Below are 16,869 nucleotides of genomic sequence, written 5' to 3' on the forward strand. Positions count from 1 at the left end.
TCACGAGTTCCCGCTTCTAGCTTCTAGCTTCCAGCCAAAAATAAAAAGCAGATTCCAATTTGAAACCTGCTTTCATTTTTATCTAACAAATCCTGAATTATTTTCCGCCGCCGCCGTTTTTCTCAACGTCGGTTTTTGTATTTTCTTTTACTTTCTGGTTTCCGAAACGTTTTACGAAAGTAAGGGAAACACCGTACCAGTCCCATTTTGAGTATTCTCTGAAAGTTCCGTCCGGGCTATAAGTCGTGTTATCACCATAAGGTCTTTTAAAGATATTCATCAGCTGCATGCTTAGTTCCATCTGAGTTTTCGGGAATATTTTAGTCACTGAAATATTATGGAAAACATTGGTATTGTTGGCATATGAATTTCCGTTATTCTGATTGGCCAATTCTACCCACGCACTTAGATTAATATTTTTATTGAAAAGATTCGTGTAGGATACGTTGGCAGAAGCTCCCCAATAACTGATATAATCTTTACCCCTTAGATCATTCTTTTGGTTGAAGTCCTTATTATTAATGTAATACCATCCGAATCCGGCATTCACATTCAGTTTATTTTTCAGGAAGTTCTGGTTGGTATTGGCAAACAGGTAATATTTTTCAACCTTTCCATCGAAGTTCCCTGGTAATGAAACTGTTCTTCCGTTTTCCGTAACATAAGTTGTCCAGTAATCCTGATTCGTATGCATATATCTTGCAGAGATAAAATACTTTTTCAGGATTCCTAATTTCAGATAAAGTCGGTCATTCGGATTGGGGTTCAGATAAAGATTTCCTCTGGAATAGGTTCCGTTAATTTCTGGAACAAGGAAAGGATTAAACTCAGAATACCACGGTCTCCAGATGCTTCGGTTATAGGTAAGACTTAAGTCAAATTTTTCTGAAAAATTGTATTTCAGCAATAGATTGGGAAGAAAAGTTCCGTATGAATCTTTTCTCTCTGTCCCCGCAACATCCTGTCTTACTTTATAATCAATATATTCATAACGTACTCCGATTCTTGTTTCCAGTTTTTTGAAGAATGTCTTACTATAGTTGGCATATAAAGAGCTCAGATTGTCCTCATAATGAAAGGTATCATTTCTCGCAAGATTGTAATATTCTGAATGACTATCATTCATACTGAATCCATACAGGCTATTGGGAATAATATGATTGTTAATTTCCGTTTTCCCTCCTACTTCCATCGTACCGCCGGATTTCCCTAAAGGCTGTGTATAATCTACTTTAAGATAATAATTACGCATCTGATTTGAACTGATAACTCCTAGCTGCTGATTTGAGCTGCCAGTCTGATTATTAATTTGTTTATCAATTAAATTGTCATTGTCATTGCTGGAGTAATTGGTTCCTAAATTAATATCTAAAATTCTGTTCTTTTCTTTATCATAATATTTGTAGAAAGCATTGGTTCCCAGATTACGGTTAAATCCCCATGTATTCTGAGTCTGAAGGAAAGAGTCTCCAGGCTCTCCGTTATTGAAGATCATCCCATTAGATTCTGACAAAGACAAATTTCTGCTCTGTGAATATTCTGCTACAAATCCGATATTATTTTTATCATTCAGTTCAAATTCTGAAGTGGAAGAAATAGAGGGACTTTCGTTTCTCATCACGTTCTCCAAATTGAACTGAGTCAGTTTATTTGTTGCATAACGGTTATCCCATGTTTGAGTCTTTTGTACATAATTTCCGCTATTGTAACCTCCGATAAAGGTTTGGGTAAACTTTTTCTTATGATAGTTTAGGTTGAAGTTCGTGTATTGTGAGTTCTTTGTACTTTGTCTGTTGTTGAGAGAGATGCTTCCTTTTATTCCTTCATCATCTCTTTTTTTAAGGACAATATTGATAACGGATCCTGAAGTTTCATAACGGGAAGACGGACTGGTAATCACTTCAATTTTCATCAGGTTATCAGCTGGAATTGTTTTAAGGTATTCTTTTAATTCCTTTCCTGTAAAAACCGATTTCCTGTCATTGATGTATACCGTTACCATTTGCCCTTCGGCTTTTACCTCATCATTGTTATCAATACTTACCAAAGGCGTCATTCTAAGAACATCCCATGTTGTATTTCCTGCCAGAATTGCACTATTGGCTACATTAAATACAGTTCTGTCTATTTTCGATTCTACTGTTGGTTTTCTGGCTACCAGTGTAACAGCTTCTATTTCTTTTGCATTTCCTTTTACAGTATCACTGGCTGCAGGAGCTGGAGCTTGCTGAGCCATTGCTAATGAGCCTGTTAATAGTGCTATTGGAAATAATAGTATTTTCATGTGAAATTATAGTTTTATCTATAAGACCACTATCTTGATAATTTCGTTACATCAAAAAAGAAAAAAATTAAAATAAATACTTAACTACCAACAAGATATAAGTACCCAACTTAAACATAAATTCAAAAAAACTACACATTATTCAATAAAAAGACACAATATAAATCACTTTCATAATAAATATTCTTAAAAAAGTTTTTTACTCATAATTTAAATTTAGCGTAAAAAAGTTTTAAAATCCATGATAATTATATGAATATTTTACTTCCAGTTTATATAAATCAATTTTTATTCAAAAGGTATTCCCATAAAAAAAGCCCGGATCTCACCCGGGCCGCTAGCAATAGCAAATTTACAAGGAATAATATTAAAAAATATATGCTAGTTTAAATTTTCAAAATAATGGATAACGCCTACTTCTGGTAAACGAAGCGGATCTTTATTAAAATCAGACTCCTTATTTTTACTGCTTTCCAAGAAAGAATTACTGAAAAGTGCATAAGAAGGCTGTTCTGCCACTCCGTTTTTTAAAAGCTGATGAGCTTCCACAATCGTTTTTCCATATAATTTTCTGAAGTTTCCAATATTGTACTGTGAGAAGGATCCGTAATGAACAATAAATTTAAGCGCCAGATCAATTTTTGTGCTTAAACTTTTACTTAACTCCTCTATCTTCCTGTTGAAGGCACTTCTCATCTTCCACAACATGGTTGAAATACTCTGGTAGGATGGATTTTCATCATAACGGTAAAATAAAATGGCATCTCCCTCAATCTCGGAAATTTCAAAATACTGATCGTTCACATCAATAAGTGTAGACAATAATTGCCGTACAATATACTCACCTGTGTACAATTTTGTATTGAACACAAATTCGGTAAATCCGCTGAAATCCGGAATGAGAATGATCCCCTCTTGTATATTTGTCTTCATAATGATTATGGATTAAAAACCTGCTTCATCATTAGAGACGAAGCAGATTCAATTTTACTTTATTGCCATCCGCCTCCTACAGAACGGTACAGTGCTGTAATGGCATTCAGTCTTTGGGTTTTCAAAGAAGCCAGTTCCAGTTCTGCCTGAAGTTTATTCGTTTGTGCGATAATCACTTCTACATAAGTTGCTGAATTATATTTAAATAACAAGTCAGCTTTCTTCACAGCTTCACCAGATTTCACAGCCAAACCTTCTGCAATCTTCTGTTGTTCTTCCAACTTTTGGATCTGCACCAATGCATCAGAAACTTCGCCTACCGCTTTTAAAACAGACTGCTTAAAGTTGATTTCCGCCTGATCAGCCAATACTTTAGACTGCTCATACTGTGTTTTCAACTGTTTTCCATTCAAAATAGGCTGTGCGACAGCTCCTGCCACCATTCCGAAAAGTGATCCCGGAACACTGAACCATTTGCTGATCTGGAAGGCATTCACTCCGCCCTGCGCCGTAATATTTAAGGAAGGATACATGCTCATTTTTGCCACATGAATGGCTGCTGCACTTTTTCTGACTTCAAATTCTGCCGTTTTAATATCCGGTCTGTAGCTTAATAATTCAGAAGGAATCCCTGCAGCCATCTGATCCGGAGACTGTACATTGTTCAGGCTTGCACTTCTTTCAATTTTTCCGGGCATAGATCCCGTTAACAGGCTCAAAGCATTTTCCTGGGTGGTCACAGAACTTTCAATGGCCGGAATTGATTTCAGAATCTGATCTTTTACAATTTCCTGCTGCTGTACCGCCAAAGCTGTTGTCAAACCAAGTTCCTGCTGTTTGGTCAAAAACTTCAAAGTATTATCCGCATACGCCAGATTGGATTTTGTAATTTCCAGCTGAGTATCCAGCATTAGTAAATTATAATATCCTTGTACAACAGTAGATACAACTTGTGTTTTTACCGCTTTTGCCGCTTCCTGTGTTTTAAGGTATTCTACCAAAGCCTGTTCTTTTCTGCCTTTGATTTTACCCCAGATATCAGCTTCCCATGAGAAACTCAGAGAAGTTGTATAATCTTCCATATACCTTTTTCCCATAAACTGTCCGGCCATCATCCCGTTCATACTGTTGTCTGAAGGACGGTTGATATTGGCATTGGCAGAAGCACTTACAGTCGGGATATTGGCCCATTTGCTCTGATTGTAAGCCAGTGAGGCAAATTCTATCTGCTTCAAAGCCACCTGAAGATCATTATTCTGCACCATTGCTTTATCAATTAATCCTACCAACACTGGATCTTTGAAGAAGTCTTTATAACTTATTTTAGCAATATTCTCCTGAGAATCCACCACAATACTGTCAGCTCTGAAAGCTTCCGGCATTTTTATTTCAGGCTGTTCATATTTCTGAACCTTACAGGAGATTGCTGTTCCGGAAATAAATGCGATATATGCTATATTTTTAATTTTCATTTTAAAATCATTTGAATTAATATTCCCAATCTGCATCGGTTACTACTCTTCCGTTGATTCTTTCATGCAATGCCTGGAATACCACGAAAAGAACAGGAACTACAAAAATCCCCAGAATAGTTCCGAAAAGCATCCCTGAAATGGCTGCATATCCGATGGAATGGTTCCCCATCGCTGAAGGACCTACCACGAACAACAATGGAAGTAATCCTGTTATAAATGCAAGAGAAGTCATTAAAATAGGTCGTAAACGAGCTTTTGCTCCCTCTACTGCAGATGCGATAAGGCTTTTCCCTGCTCTACGTCTCTGAATGGCAAATTCTACGATCAGAATACCATTCTTCGCAAGCAATCCGATCAGCATAACCAAAGCAATCTGTACATAAATATTATTGGAAAGCTCCGCAAACGTAATTCCTACAAACACTCCGGAAAGTCCTACCGGAATCGCAATCAATACTGCCAATGGAAGAATATAACTTTCATATTGAGCAGATAAAAGGAAGAAAACAAACACAATACATAATCCGAAGATCATGACAGATTGTGAGCTTGAACCTGCTTCTTCACGGCTCATTCCTTTGTAATCATAAGTATATCCCGGAGGAAGCACCTGCTTACTCACTTCTTCAATAGCTGCCATAGCCTGTCCGGTACTGTATCCCGGTGCTGCCATAACCGTTAAGTTTGATGAGTTGAATAGATTGAAACGGTCTACCACTTCAGCGCCTGTCACCTGTTTCAGACTTACCAATGTATTGATAGGAACCATCTGACCCAGATTATTTTTAACGAAAATTCCGTTCAGGGATTCTTTATCCTGTCTTGTTTCCGGCGTAGACTGCACCAATACTCTGTAATATTTCCCGAATCGGTTGAAATCAGAAGCCTGAATACTTCCATAATAGCCCTGCATTACTCCCAAGACATCGGAAACATTTACTCCAAGCTGAGCAGACTTCACTTCATCTACAAGCACTTCAAACTGTGGATAAGTAACATCAAACGTAGTAAATGCTACCGCTACCTCAGGTCTCTGCATTAAAGCACCCATCATTCCGTAAGAAATATTTCCTAAATTCTGAAGTTCTCCGTTGGTGCGGTCCTGAAGCACAAGTTCCATTCCACTGGTATTTCCGAAACCATCTACCGTTGGCGTATTAATCACAAGGAAATTGGCTCTTTTGTCCTGAGAAAGCATTCCCTGTGTTTGTCCTATGATGTCGTTGATATTATTGACAGGGCCTCTCTCACCTCCTTTTTTTAATTTAACAAAAATAGAAGCAGCCGAAGATGACATGGAACCACTGAATAGATTCAGTCCGTCTACCGAAATCACTTTATCCACTGCCGGATTTTTCATCAATAAATCTTCCGTATCAGAAACCACTTTAGAGGTTCTGTCCTTTGAAGCTCCGGGAGCAAGGTTAGCCGTTACAATAATGAAACTCTGGTCTTCATCCGGAATAAAACCTTTAGGCGTTGTCATAGACATCCATGCAAACAATCCTCCGAAAGCTACAATAATAACCAAAGCCACCCATTTTCTTTTTAATAGGAACAATACAGCTTTTCCATAACGGAAAGTCAGTTTATTGAAACTTGCATTGAAACCTGCAAAGAATCGGTCTTTGAAATTCATTTTTTCATGCGTTCCCGGATGGTGTTGTTTTAAGAATAAAGCACACAAAGCCGGACTCAACGTCAATGCATTGATCGCTGAAATCACAATGGCAATCGCCAGCGTCAGTGCAAACTGCTGATAAAACAACCCTGTAGAACCACTCATAAAGGCTACCGGAACGAATACTGCAGACATAATCAACGTGATGGAAACAATCGCTCCTGTGATTTCACTCATTGCCGACATGGTAGCAGCTCTCGGATTAAGTTTTTTATGTTCCATTTTAGCATGAACAGCTTCTACGACTACAATCGCATCATCCACCACGATACCAATGGCGAGTACTAATGCAAACAAGGTCAAAATATTGATAGAGAATCCGAAAACCTTCATAAAGAAGAATGTTCCCACAATCGATACCGGAACTGCAATTGCCGGAATCAGCGTAGAGCGGAAATCCTGAAGGAAGATATACACCACAATAAATACCAGAATAAAGGCTTCTATCAGGGTATGAATTACCTGTTCTATAGATTGATCAAGTGCATCTTTTGTAGCATAAGGAATTTCATAATCCATTCCTGCCGGAAAAGATTTTTCCAGCTCCTTCATTCTCTCCTGAAGCGCAATCTGTACTTCATTGGCATTGGATCCTGCCATCTGGAAGATCGCCATCGTTACGGATGCTTTTTTATTATAATTCGAAGAAACCGTATAACTGTACGCTCCGAATTCTACTTTGGCAATGTCTTTTAATTTTAAAACAGAACCATCATTCAACGCTTTGATGGTAATATTTTCATATTGCTCAGGCTCTGTAAATTTTCCTTTGTAGCGAAGTACATATTCCATCACTTCTTTACTTCTTTCTCCCAATCTTCCGGGTGCCGCTTCAAGGTTTTGCGTCTGAATAGCACGTGAAACATCGGAAGGCGTAAGGTTGTATGAAGTCAGTTTATTCGGATCCAGCCAGATACGCATGGAATAGTCTTTATTTCCGTATACCATGGCATCTCCTACTCCTTTTACCCTTTTCAGTTCCGGAACGATATTGATTTTCGCATAGTTCTCCAGGAAAAGATCACTCATGGTACCATCTTTACTGGTCAGGGAGACCATGGCAATCATACTGTTCTGTCTTTTCACCGTAGTAATTCCTGCCTGAATTACCTCAGCAGGAAGCTGATTGGTCACCTGCGCCACTCTGTTCTGAACGTTAATGGCCGCCTGATCGGGATCTGTTCCCAATTTGAAAATAACCGTAATACTCAAAGTACCGTCATTACTCGCTGTGGAAGTAATATAATCCATATTTTCCACCCCATTGATGGCATTTTCCAAAGGTGGTGCTACGGACCTGGCAATGGTTTCAGCATTGGCTCCCGGATAGGCCGCTGTTACCATAACGGTAGGAGGCGCAATGTCCGGAAATTTTGTAATCGGAAGGCTTACCATCCCGACAATCCCGAGAATAACAAGCAATACGGAGATAACCGTTGCCAGTACGGGTCTTTTTATAATTTTCTTTAACATGATTTCTTCTTAGGATTTTTTCTGTTGAGCATTTTTCTTTTGTGCCACGACAGGAGTTCCCGGCTGTAATCGGTCAAAACCGCTGGTGATATATTCATCTCCTGCCTTAAGTCCTTTGGCTACAATGAAATTATCCCCGGCTTTTCCATTCACTTCTACAGGTAGCATGGCTGCTTTCCCACCCTGAATTGTGAATACAAAAACTTTATCCTGAATGGTTCTGGTAGAAGCAATCGGAAGTAAAACAACATTGCTGTAGAACTGATCCAGTACAATTTTCCCGGTGTTTCCGCTTCTCAAAAGATTGTTGGGATTGTTGAATTTTGCTCTTAGCGTGATTGATCCGGTTGTTTTATTAAACTGACCTTCCACTGCATCAATCTTTCCTGTCTCAGCATATTTCTCACCTCCTGAAAGCAATAATGAAACTGCCGGAGTATTTTTGATCACCTCATCAATACTGCTTCCGGTGTACTGTTTCTGGAAATTGTTAAAATCATTTTCGCTCAGACTGAAGTAGGTATACACCTGATGAATATCTGACAATAAAGTAATCGGATCCTGATTACCAGGAGTCATCAAACTTCCCAGACGGTAGTTGAATCTTCCGATAAATCCGCTTACCGGAGCTTTGATGGTAGAGAAATTAAGATTGATTTTTGCGGATTCAATGGTTGAGGTAGACTGACTTACCGCTCCTCGTGCTGCATTATAAGCTGCTTCCGCTTCTTTTACCTGAATTTCCGAAACCATTTTGTTTCTGAACAGTTCTTTTTTTCTGTCCAGATCAATTTTAGAAGTGGAAAGATTCGCCTGAGCGGTAATCAAAGATGCCTGAGCACTTTTCAGCTGCTCACGGAAAACCTGATCTTCAATTTTGAACAACGGCTGACCTGCCCTCACAAAGTCACCTTCATCTACAAAAATTTTGCTTAAATATCCTGTTACCTGAGGTCTTATTTCCACATTGGAAACTCCCTCGACAGATGCTGCATATTCTCTGGAAACAGAAGCGTCTCCCTGTGTTACTTTTGCCACAGGTAATTCCGGCGCCTGCTGCTGATAGCCCTGGTTTTGATTATTTTTCCTGCACCCTGCCAATACGATCAGTGAGAGGAAAAGTAGAGTTGATTTTTGAATAAAAAATCTTTGCATAACAATAGTCCTTTTAAATTTCCGCACAAAAATCGAACGAAAAAAATTCAATAGGATTATTCGAAAAACTCCTTGTTTTGTCAAAAAGACTCCTTATTTAAAGAAACATGAGAAATATCATTTATAGGCAATATAAATAACAATATTTACTATTTTCAATCATATTACAATATAATTTTGGTGAAAAGACACCTTAAAACCACAAACCATTGATTATCAATACAAATCATCTTTCCTGTATTCCAATGGAGATTTCCCGGTGTGTTTTTTGAAGAATTTACTGAAAGAAGCCTGATCTGAAAAGCTAAGTTGTGAAGCGACCTCACTGATATTGAGGTTGGGATTTTTCAGCAAAAGCCTGGCTTCAACGGCTAAAACCTGATGAATAATATCTCTTGGTGATTTAAAAATCGCTTTATTAATCACTTTTGTAAGATATTTGCGGCTTATAAAGAGCTTATCTGCATAAAACTGCACATTATGTTCGTCTTTAAAATGTTCCTGAACAAGCTTGAAGAAACTGGTTGAAAGCTCATCTTCTCTATGAGTTACCACATGGGGTTTTTCTATCTTTTTAAAATGATTATCAATCTCAAAGATTACCAAAGAAAAGTGATGCCAAATCATTTCATTGAAATAATAATTATCTTTTTCTTTATTATTCAATGCCTTAAGTTCATCGAGATGAAAATTCAATTTTCTGTATACATCCGGTTCCTTTCTGATGATGTGAGTAGGATCTGAAGACAGGCTTTTGAGAACATTATTTGATTTATAATTAAAACCTGCGTCAGAAATGAAATCCAGTGAAAAGAAAATATATTTTGCCTGGTAATCATCAGCAATTCTATTCACCCAAAACGTTTCTGAAATAGGACAAAATATAATATCACCCTTAGAAACTTCATAGCTTTTATCATCCAGCGTAAATCCCACATTTCCTTCCTGTACCATAAAAATACAGAAATAATCTGCCCGGTAAGGCATATTAGGTTGTATGATATAGTTTGCCTTATCAATTTCCATCACCACAAATTCCTTGATTCTAAGATCAAACTCCACTTGCTGAAGCACTTCATCAAAAGCCAGCTGTGAAACAAAATCAGGTTTTGGTTGGGATTTTTTAGGCATTGGAAAGAAAATTAAACACGAAGGTAGTGGAAAAAGAGCCAAAAAGCCCAATAATCGATTTCACTTTTTATTGTTTGCTAAACAACAATAAGCAATTCCTTATCATATCCGTTATATTTTTCATCAATATAGCCATGAGGATTACAAATCACTTCTGTTTCGTCGATCTTATATCTGCATGGCGTATGAATATGCCCATGAATCCAGTATAAGGGTTGGTATTCTTTAATTACATCTTCCAAATCTGAAGCATAGGCCGCTGTTAACGGATCTTCTTTGTAATGTTCAGGAACTGATTGTATGCCTGGTGCATGATGGGTAACGACAATATTTTTAAGTCCTTTTGAGTCTTCAAGACTTTCTTTTAACCATTGTTTTGAAAGCTGATGAATTTTAAAGGTATCCAAAGTTCTCATTTTCGAATAAGAAGGATCTCTTTTGATCATTTTATAATCGTTCATTTTGGGCTGACAAAGCATTCCGTACTGAACAGGATTTCCAAAGATTGAAAAATCCGTCCATAAGGTTGCCCCATGAAAACGAATTCCATCAATATCTACAAATGTATTTTCCAGCACGTGAACATTGGTATCCAACGCTGCGTCCTTAATTTTATTGAGTGTTTTAGGGTAAGAACCTTTATAGTATTCATGATTGCCCAAAACATAGATTACAGGTTTATTGGATATTGTTTCTTTAATCCATTCTATTCCTTTGATTCCCAGATTGACATCGCCTGCCAACACCACCACATCCGCTTGATCAAAACATAATTCCGTACTTCCAAATTCCCGATGAAGATCGCTGATGACCTGTATTTTCATGATATATAGTAAACAGCAAAGGTAATGAAGGGAAACAGAATAACAAAAATCAAAAAAAGAACCGACATCTAAGCACCGATTCTTTCCTCATATAGTTTGTGTATTTTTAAGGCCGCTTGTTATAAAACGGCTACTTCTGCCTGCTTCACTTTTACGCTTTTCAATATAAAATAAAATAACATTCCGAGCGCCAATAAAGCATAGCTGATCAAAATAATCAGATTCAGGCTTCCGACTGAAAGTTCTGATGGAAAGAGCTGACTCATCAACGTCATGAATGACAATCCAATACCTGCTCCCAGAAAGTAACTAGTAGAGCTCAAACTTGATGCCAACCCGTAATGCGCAGGTTCCACATCCTGAATTCCCATCACTGAAAGTGCGGTAAAACAAAATGTCATTCCTACTCCGGAAATACATGCAGCTCCCAATAAGACCATTGTTAACGGATGTCCGGTATAAACAGAAATCAAGAGTAACAAACCTCCAGTCAGCATGAAAGACCATCCTAAAACTCCCATCTGGGAAGAGCTCAGGCGTTTTGATACGTGTGGCAGAATAAATTTAGCCGTCAAAGCAGAAAGAATACTGAACGGAACAAGCATTAATCCTGCAGAAGCAGCACTATATCCCATATCTTTCTGAAGCATCAGTGAAATCAGGAATAAAAACCCGATAAAAAACGCTCCCAAGGTAAAGAATACCGCATTGGAAACCACTAAAGATCTATGTTTAAACAATTTTAAATCTACCAAAGGCTCAGCAACAGATTTTAAACGGTAGTACACCATAACAAGCAGTACTAATGCTAAAACCAAAGAACCTACTACCAGGAAAGGCTGTTCTTTAATATGAATCAATTCATGAGTTCCGTAAGTCAGACTTAAAAGACCTAATACCATCAATATTCCTGAAACCATATCTGTTTTCTGAGCGGTTTCGCTTTTTTCATCTTTTGGCAGATAATAGTATGATAATATCAATGTAATTAAAAGAATAGGAACGTTAATCAGGAAAACCCAATGCCAGCTTAAATAAGTACTGATAATTCCTCCTACGGAAAGTCCGCTTCCGGAACCAATAGCAGCAAATGAACTGAAAATTCCGATAGCACGGTTTCTTTCCTGTTCTCCTCTGAAGGTATTGGTCACAATCGATAATGCAGAAGGCATCACTAATGCAGCTCCCAATCCCTGCAAAGCACGGAATATAGCCAGCACTTCAAAGTTTTGAGATAATCCTGCTCCTAATGAAGTCAGCATAAAAATCAGTGCTCCAATCAGAAACATTTTCTTTCTTCCGATCTGATCTGAAAGTTTCCCTCCGATGATCAGAAATCCTCCAAAGAACAACACATAGAGCGTCTGCAACCACTGAACCGTCTCTGCTCCGATCTGAAACTGCTGCTGAATAGAAGGAATGGTTAAATTAATAATGGCAATATCCAACGCCTCTACAAATGTTCCTACCGATGCTAAAATTAATATTAAATTCTTCCTTGTATCCATGTTTCAAATTTCCTGCAAAATTAAAATTAACAGAACGTATTTGAAAATTTAACCTTAAATTTGGAACAATATTGAATATTTAAAATATTTAAAAGAACAAAACACCTGATCTATCAGAAAAAACCTATAAAAACAGAACAAAATGGCAACTGAAAATTATATTCCAGATGAAAAAGACTTATCCATCCTCCGTCTGCTTCAGAAAGATGCGAAGATGAGTGTCCGTGATATTTCAGCAAGGATCAATTTGAGTCCTACGCCTACGCACGAGCGTATCAAACGTATGGAAAAACAGGGAATCATTAAAGAATATACTGCTGTGGTAGATCGTAAAAAGGTCAATAAAGGGATGATGGTAATTTGTATGATCGCCTTGAATGTCCACAATAAGAAAACTGCGGGAAAATTCATTGAAGAGGTCGGAAAACTGAAAGAAGTTGTAGAGTTTTACAATATCAGTGGAGATTTTGATTTTATGCTGAAGATCCTAGCTCCCAATATGGATGAATTTCATGAGTTTTTTGTCAACAAATTGTCAGAAATTGAGGGAATTGGGCAGACTAAAAGTATTTTTGTGATGAACAGCATCAAGGAAAGTGCTCAGATTGTTTAAGCTGAAAAGGCTGCAATGTGATTCAGAAATAAGTAAGGAATGTTACACATTAGATTTCAATGAGATTCTTCCTATGTCAGAAATCAAAGATTCAACGTAGTCAATAAACTTGTTTAAATTTTTTTGAACCATTAAGATTCCATTAAGGTGTTTAGAATATTAAGATGAGCTTCGCTTTAAGCTTAAAAATCAGGATGATTTATCTTAACTAGACTTTATTTCTTAAATCCTTCTTAATGGTTCAATATATATATTGAGCATTTTGATAAGTTTAAACAACTCCAATGACAAGAGCCAAATAATTTGGCTCTTGTGACATTCTATTTTAACTTATTTCCAGTAATTCCAGACTGAGCCGTCAAATACTGCCAATGTCTTACTGGTCGTATCATAGCAAAGCATTCCCGGATAAGGATTTTTTACATTAAGATGTGGTGCAGCTATTTGGGGAAGAATCATCGCTTTATTCTGAGATTCCAGAACCAATACGCCATCTGCCGTACTTGTAGCTTCTCCCATAATGACTCCTTTCCCTGTTTCTGCAGAATTATTATCAGCAATTGCACCTGAACTTCCGGCATCTGATAAGGATTTCCAGACATCATTTTCGTAGACTTTCACTTTGTTATCTGTTACATCAAAGATAAATGTTCCATTCTCTAAAGTTCCTGCAGGAAATCCGGAGGTAGTAGGAAGAATTAAACCTTTTGTATTTCCCGATACATTATTAAAATCCAACACTGTGCTGTTCCCATCTACCGTCTGCTTACCAATTGCTACCTGAGCAAAGAATGAGTTGAAAATGACCAAAGCAACTGCTATACTTATATTTCTTATATTTTTCATACTATTTATCGGTTAGATTAATCATTACAGCTTCTTTGTACACAGTTCCATTCGGTTCCATTGTAAAGCTTCACACATTTATCCTGAATATCATACAGAAGCATCCCTTCTTTCGGTTCTGCGATGGCGTCTCCAGGTTGTGGAGTCTGGCTTACATGCTGAACTCTGGTAATAACAAAACCTTTATTTTTTGATTCCATAGCCAGGAATCCATTGGGTATATTTTCCGGCCAGGAATCGCTTTTCTGCTGTACAGTAATTCCGAATTTTGTATAACCATCAGGAGTTCCTGAAATACCGGGTTTTGTACAAAATCCGTCGATTTCATCAATAATCAGAGGAGCATTTCCACAACTTGATTTATCTTCAGACAATCCTTCAGGCCAAAGAGAAGGACACATAGCTTTGGTTGCATTCGGTCCACAGAAACTGGAATTTCCCATTCCTAATCCTGTTACGGATCCCATAACAATAGCTACGATCTGACTGTCATCACTGATAATGGAAGCTCCACCTCCACCACTTACGTCTGCTTTTGCAATACAATACGCTCTTCCGGTAGGAATACCTACATATTCAACAGAAGGATAAGTTGTAGACTGCTGGGTAAATGTTCCACAAATTTCTACTACACTGCTTGTTCCCATTTCAATAACAGAAGTTGTTCCGGGATAAAAACCACCAAAGGTTGGATCTTCCTGAACTACGGATCCTACAAGGGATAAGAAGGATTTAGCTCCTAATTTAATTTTTGAATTTTTCTGAGATCCGAAAGTTCCTACTTTCACTGTTCCTGTAGACTTAACACTTGCTCCGTCACCAATTTCCAACACTCCATCTACCTGAATGCTATTGGATTGCAATTGTCCGGATTGAATGATTAGTGATGCTCCGTTTGGAATGCTGATATTGGTACTTACACTGAGGGTTCCGTTAAGGCAATAGGTATTTCCGCTTGTCATCGCTTGTCCGGTATAAGGAATGCATTGTGCATAGCCCAAAATACTAAAGACGAACATCAATAAAAAAGACATTTTTTTATTAATGCTTAAAAAAAATAAGTTATTCATGTATATTTATAATATTTTAACAGATTATCATCGTTTTAATGAAAAATATTTAAATTTTCAACATCATCGACGGACTATTAAACAATTAACATACCAAACAGGTGTTTAATTTTTTTACATTTATATGATATTTAAACACTATATATGACTGCCAAGGTTATCAAAAAACACTTATAATTGTTACACCACAACAAATTATACTCTTCGCATGGCACTTATATTCGACAGAATTATTTTCTAGATTTTATATTTCAAATGGTGTTTTCTTTACATGTTTAATAGAAATAATTCTGCATTTATTGATAGAGTAAGTACATCTTTCATACAACCACATCCTCAAAACATAGCCTGTTTTAAACCTTAGCTGTTTTTAACTGAATAAGACAATAGATAATCTGAATAACAGACGTCCATTCAAATTCACATTAAAAACCGTAAATTTGCAGCATGAATAACGATACGATATGTGCACTGGCTACGGCCAATGGAATAGGTGCTTTAGGCATCATCCGTGTTTCAGGAAATGAAGCTTTATCTGTAGTTCAGAAAAGTTTTCCGGCTAAAAATCTGGAAAAACAGAAATCCCACACCATTCATTACGGTTATTTTATGGATGAGGAGGAAGCTATTGACGAGGTGATGCTTTCCATTTTTCTGGCTCCGAAAAGTTTCACCACTGAGAATTCTGTGGAGATTGCTTTTCACGGCTCTCCGCATATCGGAAAACGTATTCTTGAAACCCTGATCAAAAACGGAGCGAGAATGGCTAAAGCAGGAGAATTTACTCTTCGTGCTTTTATCAACGGCAGAATTGACCTTTCCCAGGCGGAAGCGATTGCTGATGTGATTGCTTCTGAAAATGAAGCTTCGAGAAAAGTTGCGATCAACCAGCTGAAAGGAGGAATTACCAACGAAATTTCTGTATTGAGAACTGACCTTTTAAATTTTGTTTCTTTAATTGAACTGGAACTTGATTTTGCGGAAGAAGATGTTGAATTTGCTGACAGAAGTGCCTTAAGCGGATTATTGGATAAAATTGAAGTCAAATTAAGCTCTCTGATTGAAAGTTTCCAATACGGAAATGCCATTAAAAACGGAACTGCTGTTGCCATCATCGGAAAACCAAATGCCGGGAAATCCACGCTACTGAACTCCCTTTTGAAGGAAGAAAGAGCGATTGTGAGTAATATTGCGGGAACAACGAGAGATACGATTGAAGAGGTTCTTCATATTAAAGGTCATGCTTTCCGATTGATTGACACTGCCGGACTTCGTGAAACAGTGGATGAAATTGAAGCAATCGGGGTGAAAAAAGCTAAAGAAAAAGTAGAAAACGCCAATATTCTGGTGTATCTGGCAGATGCTGCTACCGAGGATTTTTCTGAGGATATTGAAATGATCCAATCCCTGTTAAGAGAAGATCTGAAGCTGATTATCTGTGCGACAAAAATTGATGAAGTCATTCCTACCAAATACGAAACAGTAGAAGATATTTTCAGAAACGCTATTTCTCATGATTTTGATTTCATTAAAATATCAGCAGTTGAAAATCAAAATATTCAGGATCTGAAAAATGAACTCTCCTCGTATGTGGAACATTTAAAAACTGAAGAAAATAACGTTGTCATCACGAATCAACGACACTTTGAAGCCTTAAGAAAATCCATGGATGCCGTTGATAAAGTGAAAGAAGCTATTTCTATTCAGATCTCTACGGAATTACTGGCGTATGAGCTTAGAAATGCCCTGGAACATCTTGGAGAAATCTCCGGAGAGGTGACCAATGATGAGGTGCTGGGGAATATTTTTTCTAAGTTTTGTATTGGAAAGTAGATACAATCATCTTTTAAGAGTTTTGAATTCAAAATATAAAACA

General features: G+C 37.4%; 12 protein-coding genes. 2 read left to right on the forward strand and 10 right to left on the reverse strand.

Annotation, left to right across the window (positions count from 1 at the left end):
• Positions 1-97 precede the first annotated feature (97 nt).
• The 8 genes from ACKTTZ_RS00100 to ACKTTZ_RS00135 all read right to left on the reverse strand — a co-directional run bounded on the left by ACKTTZ_RS00100 (position 98) and on the right by ACKTTZ_RS00135 (position 12,464).
• Complete coding sequence (locus tag ACKTTZ_RS00100; protein ID WP_034696934.1) at positions 98-2,284, reverse strand: TonB-dependent receptor domain-containing protein; 2,187 nt, start codon at positions 2,282-2,284, stop codon at positions 98-100.
• A gap of 381 nt (positions 2,285-2,665) precedes the next feature.
• Positions 2,666-3,217 (reverse strand): DUF2652 domain-containing protein, encoded by a 552-nt coding sequence (locus ACKTTZ_RS00105; RefSeq protein ID WP_034696933.1) that lies wholly within the window; start codon positions 3,215-3,217, stop codon positions 2,666-2,668.
• Positions 3,218-3,276: 59 nt separating this feature from the next.
• A complete protein-coding gene (locus ACKTTZ_RS00110; RefSeq protein WP_407846901.1) occupies positions 3,277-4,689 on the reverse strand; it encodes an efflux transporter outer membrane subunit in 1,413 nt (470 codons plus the stop codon).
• 16 nt (positions 4,690-4,705) lie between these two features.
• The gene (locus tag ACKTTZ_RS00115) at positions 4,706-7,846 is read right to left on the reverse strand and encodes an efflux RND transporter permease subunit (RefSeq protein ID WP_034696932.1); all 3,141 of its coding nucleotides are present in this window, start codon (positions 7,844-7,846) and stop codon (positions 4,706-4,708) included.
• A 9-nt stretch (positions 7,847-7,855) separates the two neighbouring features.
• A complete protein-coding gene (locus ACKTTZ_RS00120; RefSeq protein WP_407846902.1) occupies positions 7,856-9,001 on the reverse strand; it encodes an efflux RND transporter periplasmic adaptor subunit in 1,146 nt (381 codons plus the stop codon).
• 216 nt (positions 9,002-9,217) lie between these two features.
• Positions 9,218-10,132, reverse strand: coding sequence for an AraC family transcriptional regulator (locus ACKTTZ_RS00125; RefSeq protein ID WP_253316837.1), 915 nt, complete (start codon positions 10,130-10,132; stop codon positions 9,218-9,220).
• Between the two features lie 77 nt (positions 10,133-10,209).
• Complete coding sequence (locus ACKTTZ_RS00130) at positions 10,210-10,956, reverse strand: metallophosphoesterase (RefSeq protein ID WP_407846903.1); 747 nt, start codon at positions 10,954-10,956, stop codon at positions 10,210-10,212.
• A gap of 119 nt (positions 10,957-11,075) precedes the next feature.
• Complete coding sequence (locus tag ACKTTZ_RS00135) at positions 11,076-12,464, reverse strand: MFS transporter (protein ID WP_407846904.1); 1,389 nt, start codon at positions 12,462-12,464, stop codon at positions 11,076-11,078.
• 142 nt (positions 12,465-12,606) lie between these two features.
• On the opposite strand from ACKTTZ_RS00135, the gene ACKTTZ_RS00140 reads away from it, so the two are divergent.
• Entirely contained in the window at positions 12,607-13,077 is a 471-nt protein-coding gene (locus ACKTTZ_RS00140; RefSeq protein WP_034696927.1) for an Lrp/AsnC family transcriptional regulator, read from the forward strand.
• Positions 13,078-13,407: 330 nt separating this feature from the next.
• Here the strand turns inward: ACKTTZ_RS00140 and ACKTTZ_RS00145 are convergent, their stop codons facing one another.
• Complete coding sequence (locus tag ACKTTZ_RS00145; protein WP_407846905.1) at positions 13,408-13,923, reverse strand: hypothetical protein; 516 nt, start codon at positions 13,921-13,923, stop codon at positions 13,408-13,410.
• 17 nt (positions 13,924-13,940) lie between these two features.
• Entirely contained in the window at positions 13,941-14,993 is a 1,053-nt protein-coding gene (locus tag ACKTTZ_RS00150; protein ID WP_407846906.1) for a hypothetical protein, read from the reverse strand.
• 447 nt (positions 14,994-15,440) lie between these two features.
• On the opposite strand from ACKTTZ_RS00150, the gene mnmE reads away from it, so the two are divergent.
• Positions 15,441-16,826 carry a tRNA uridine-5-carboxymethylaminomethyl(34) synthesis GTPase MnmE gene (gene mnmE, locus ACKTTZ_RS00155; protein WP_407846907.1) on the forward strand — a complete coding sequence of 462 codons (1,386 nt, stop codon included), beginning with the start codon at positions 15,441-15,443 and terminating at the stop codon, positions 16,824-16,826.
• The last annotated feature ends 43 nt before the right edge of the window (positions 16,827-16,869 follow it).

Source organism: Chryseobacterium sp. KCF3-3 (assembly GCF_045865955.1).
Taxonomy (GTDB): domain Bacteria; phylum Bacteroidota; class Bacteroidia; order Flavobacteriales; family Weeksellaceae; genus Chryseobacterium.

What these genes read in the sequence shown, in the direction of transcription:
- ACKTTZ_RS00125 (WP_253316837.1), bottom strand. Translation starts at nt 10,132, where the DNA reads ATGCCTAAAAAATCCCAACCAAAACCTGATTTTGTTTCACAGCTGGCT.
- ACKTTZ_RS00135 (WP_407846904.1), bottom strand. Translation starts at nt 12,464, where the DNA reads ATGGATACAAGGAAGAATTTAATATTAATTTTAGCATCGGTAGGAACA.
- ACKTTZ_RS00120 (WP_407846902.1), bottom strand. Translation starts at nt 9,001, where the DNA reads ATGCAAAGATTTTTTATTCAAAAATCAACTCTACTTTTCCTCTCACTG.
- ACKTTZ_RS00150 (WP_407846906.1), bottom strand. Translation starts at nt 14,993, where the DNA reads ATGAATAACTTATTTTTTTTAAGCATTAATAAAAAAATGTCTTTTTTA.
- ACKTTZ_RS00105 (WP_034696933.1), bottom strand. Translation starts at nt 3,217, where the DNA reads ATGAAGACAAATATACAAGAGGGGATCATTCTCATTCCGGATTTCAGC.
- ACKTTZ_RS00140 (WP_034696927.1), top strand. Translation starts at nt 12,607, where the DNA reads ATGGCAACTGAAAATTATATTCCAGATGAAAAAGACTTATCCATCCTC.
- ACKTTZ_RS00130 (WP_407846903.1), bottom strand. Translation starts at nt 10,956, where the DNA reads ATGAAAATACAGGTCATCAGCGATCTTCATCGGGAATTTGGAAGTACG.
- ACKTTZ_RS00145 (WP_407846905.1), bottom strand. Translation starts at nt 13,923, where the DNA reads ATGAAAAATATAAGAAATATAAGTATAGCAGTTGCTTTGGTCATTTTC.
- ACKTTZ_RS00110 (WP_407846901.1), bottom strand. Translation starts at nt 4,689, where the DNA reads ATGAAAATTAAAAATATAGCATATATCGCATTTATTTCCGGAACAGCA.
- ACKTTZ_RS00115 (WP_034696932.1), bottom strand. Translation starts at nt 7,846, where the DNA reads ATGTTAAAGAAAATTATAAAAAGACCCGTACTGGCAACGGTTATCTCC.
- mnmE (WP_407846907.1), top strand. Translation starts at nt 15,441, where the DNA reads ATGAATAACGATACGATATGTGCACTGGCTACGGCCAATGGAATAGGT.
- ACKTTZ_RS00100 (WP_034696934.1), bottom strand. Translation starts at nt 2,284, where the DNA reads ATGAAAATACTATTATTTCCAATAGCACTATTAACAGGCTCATTAGCA.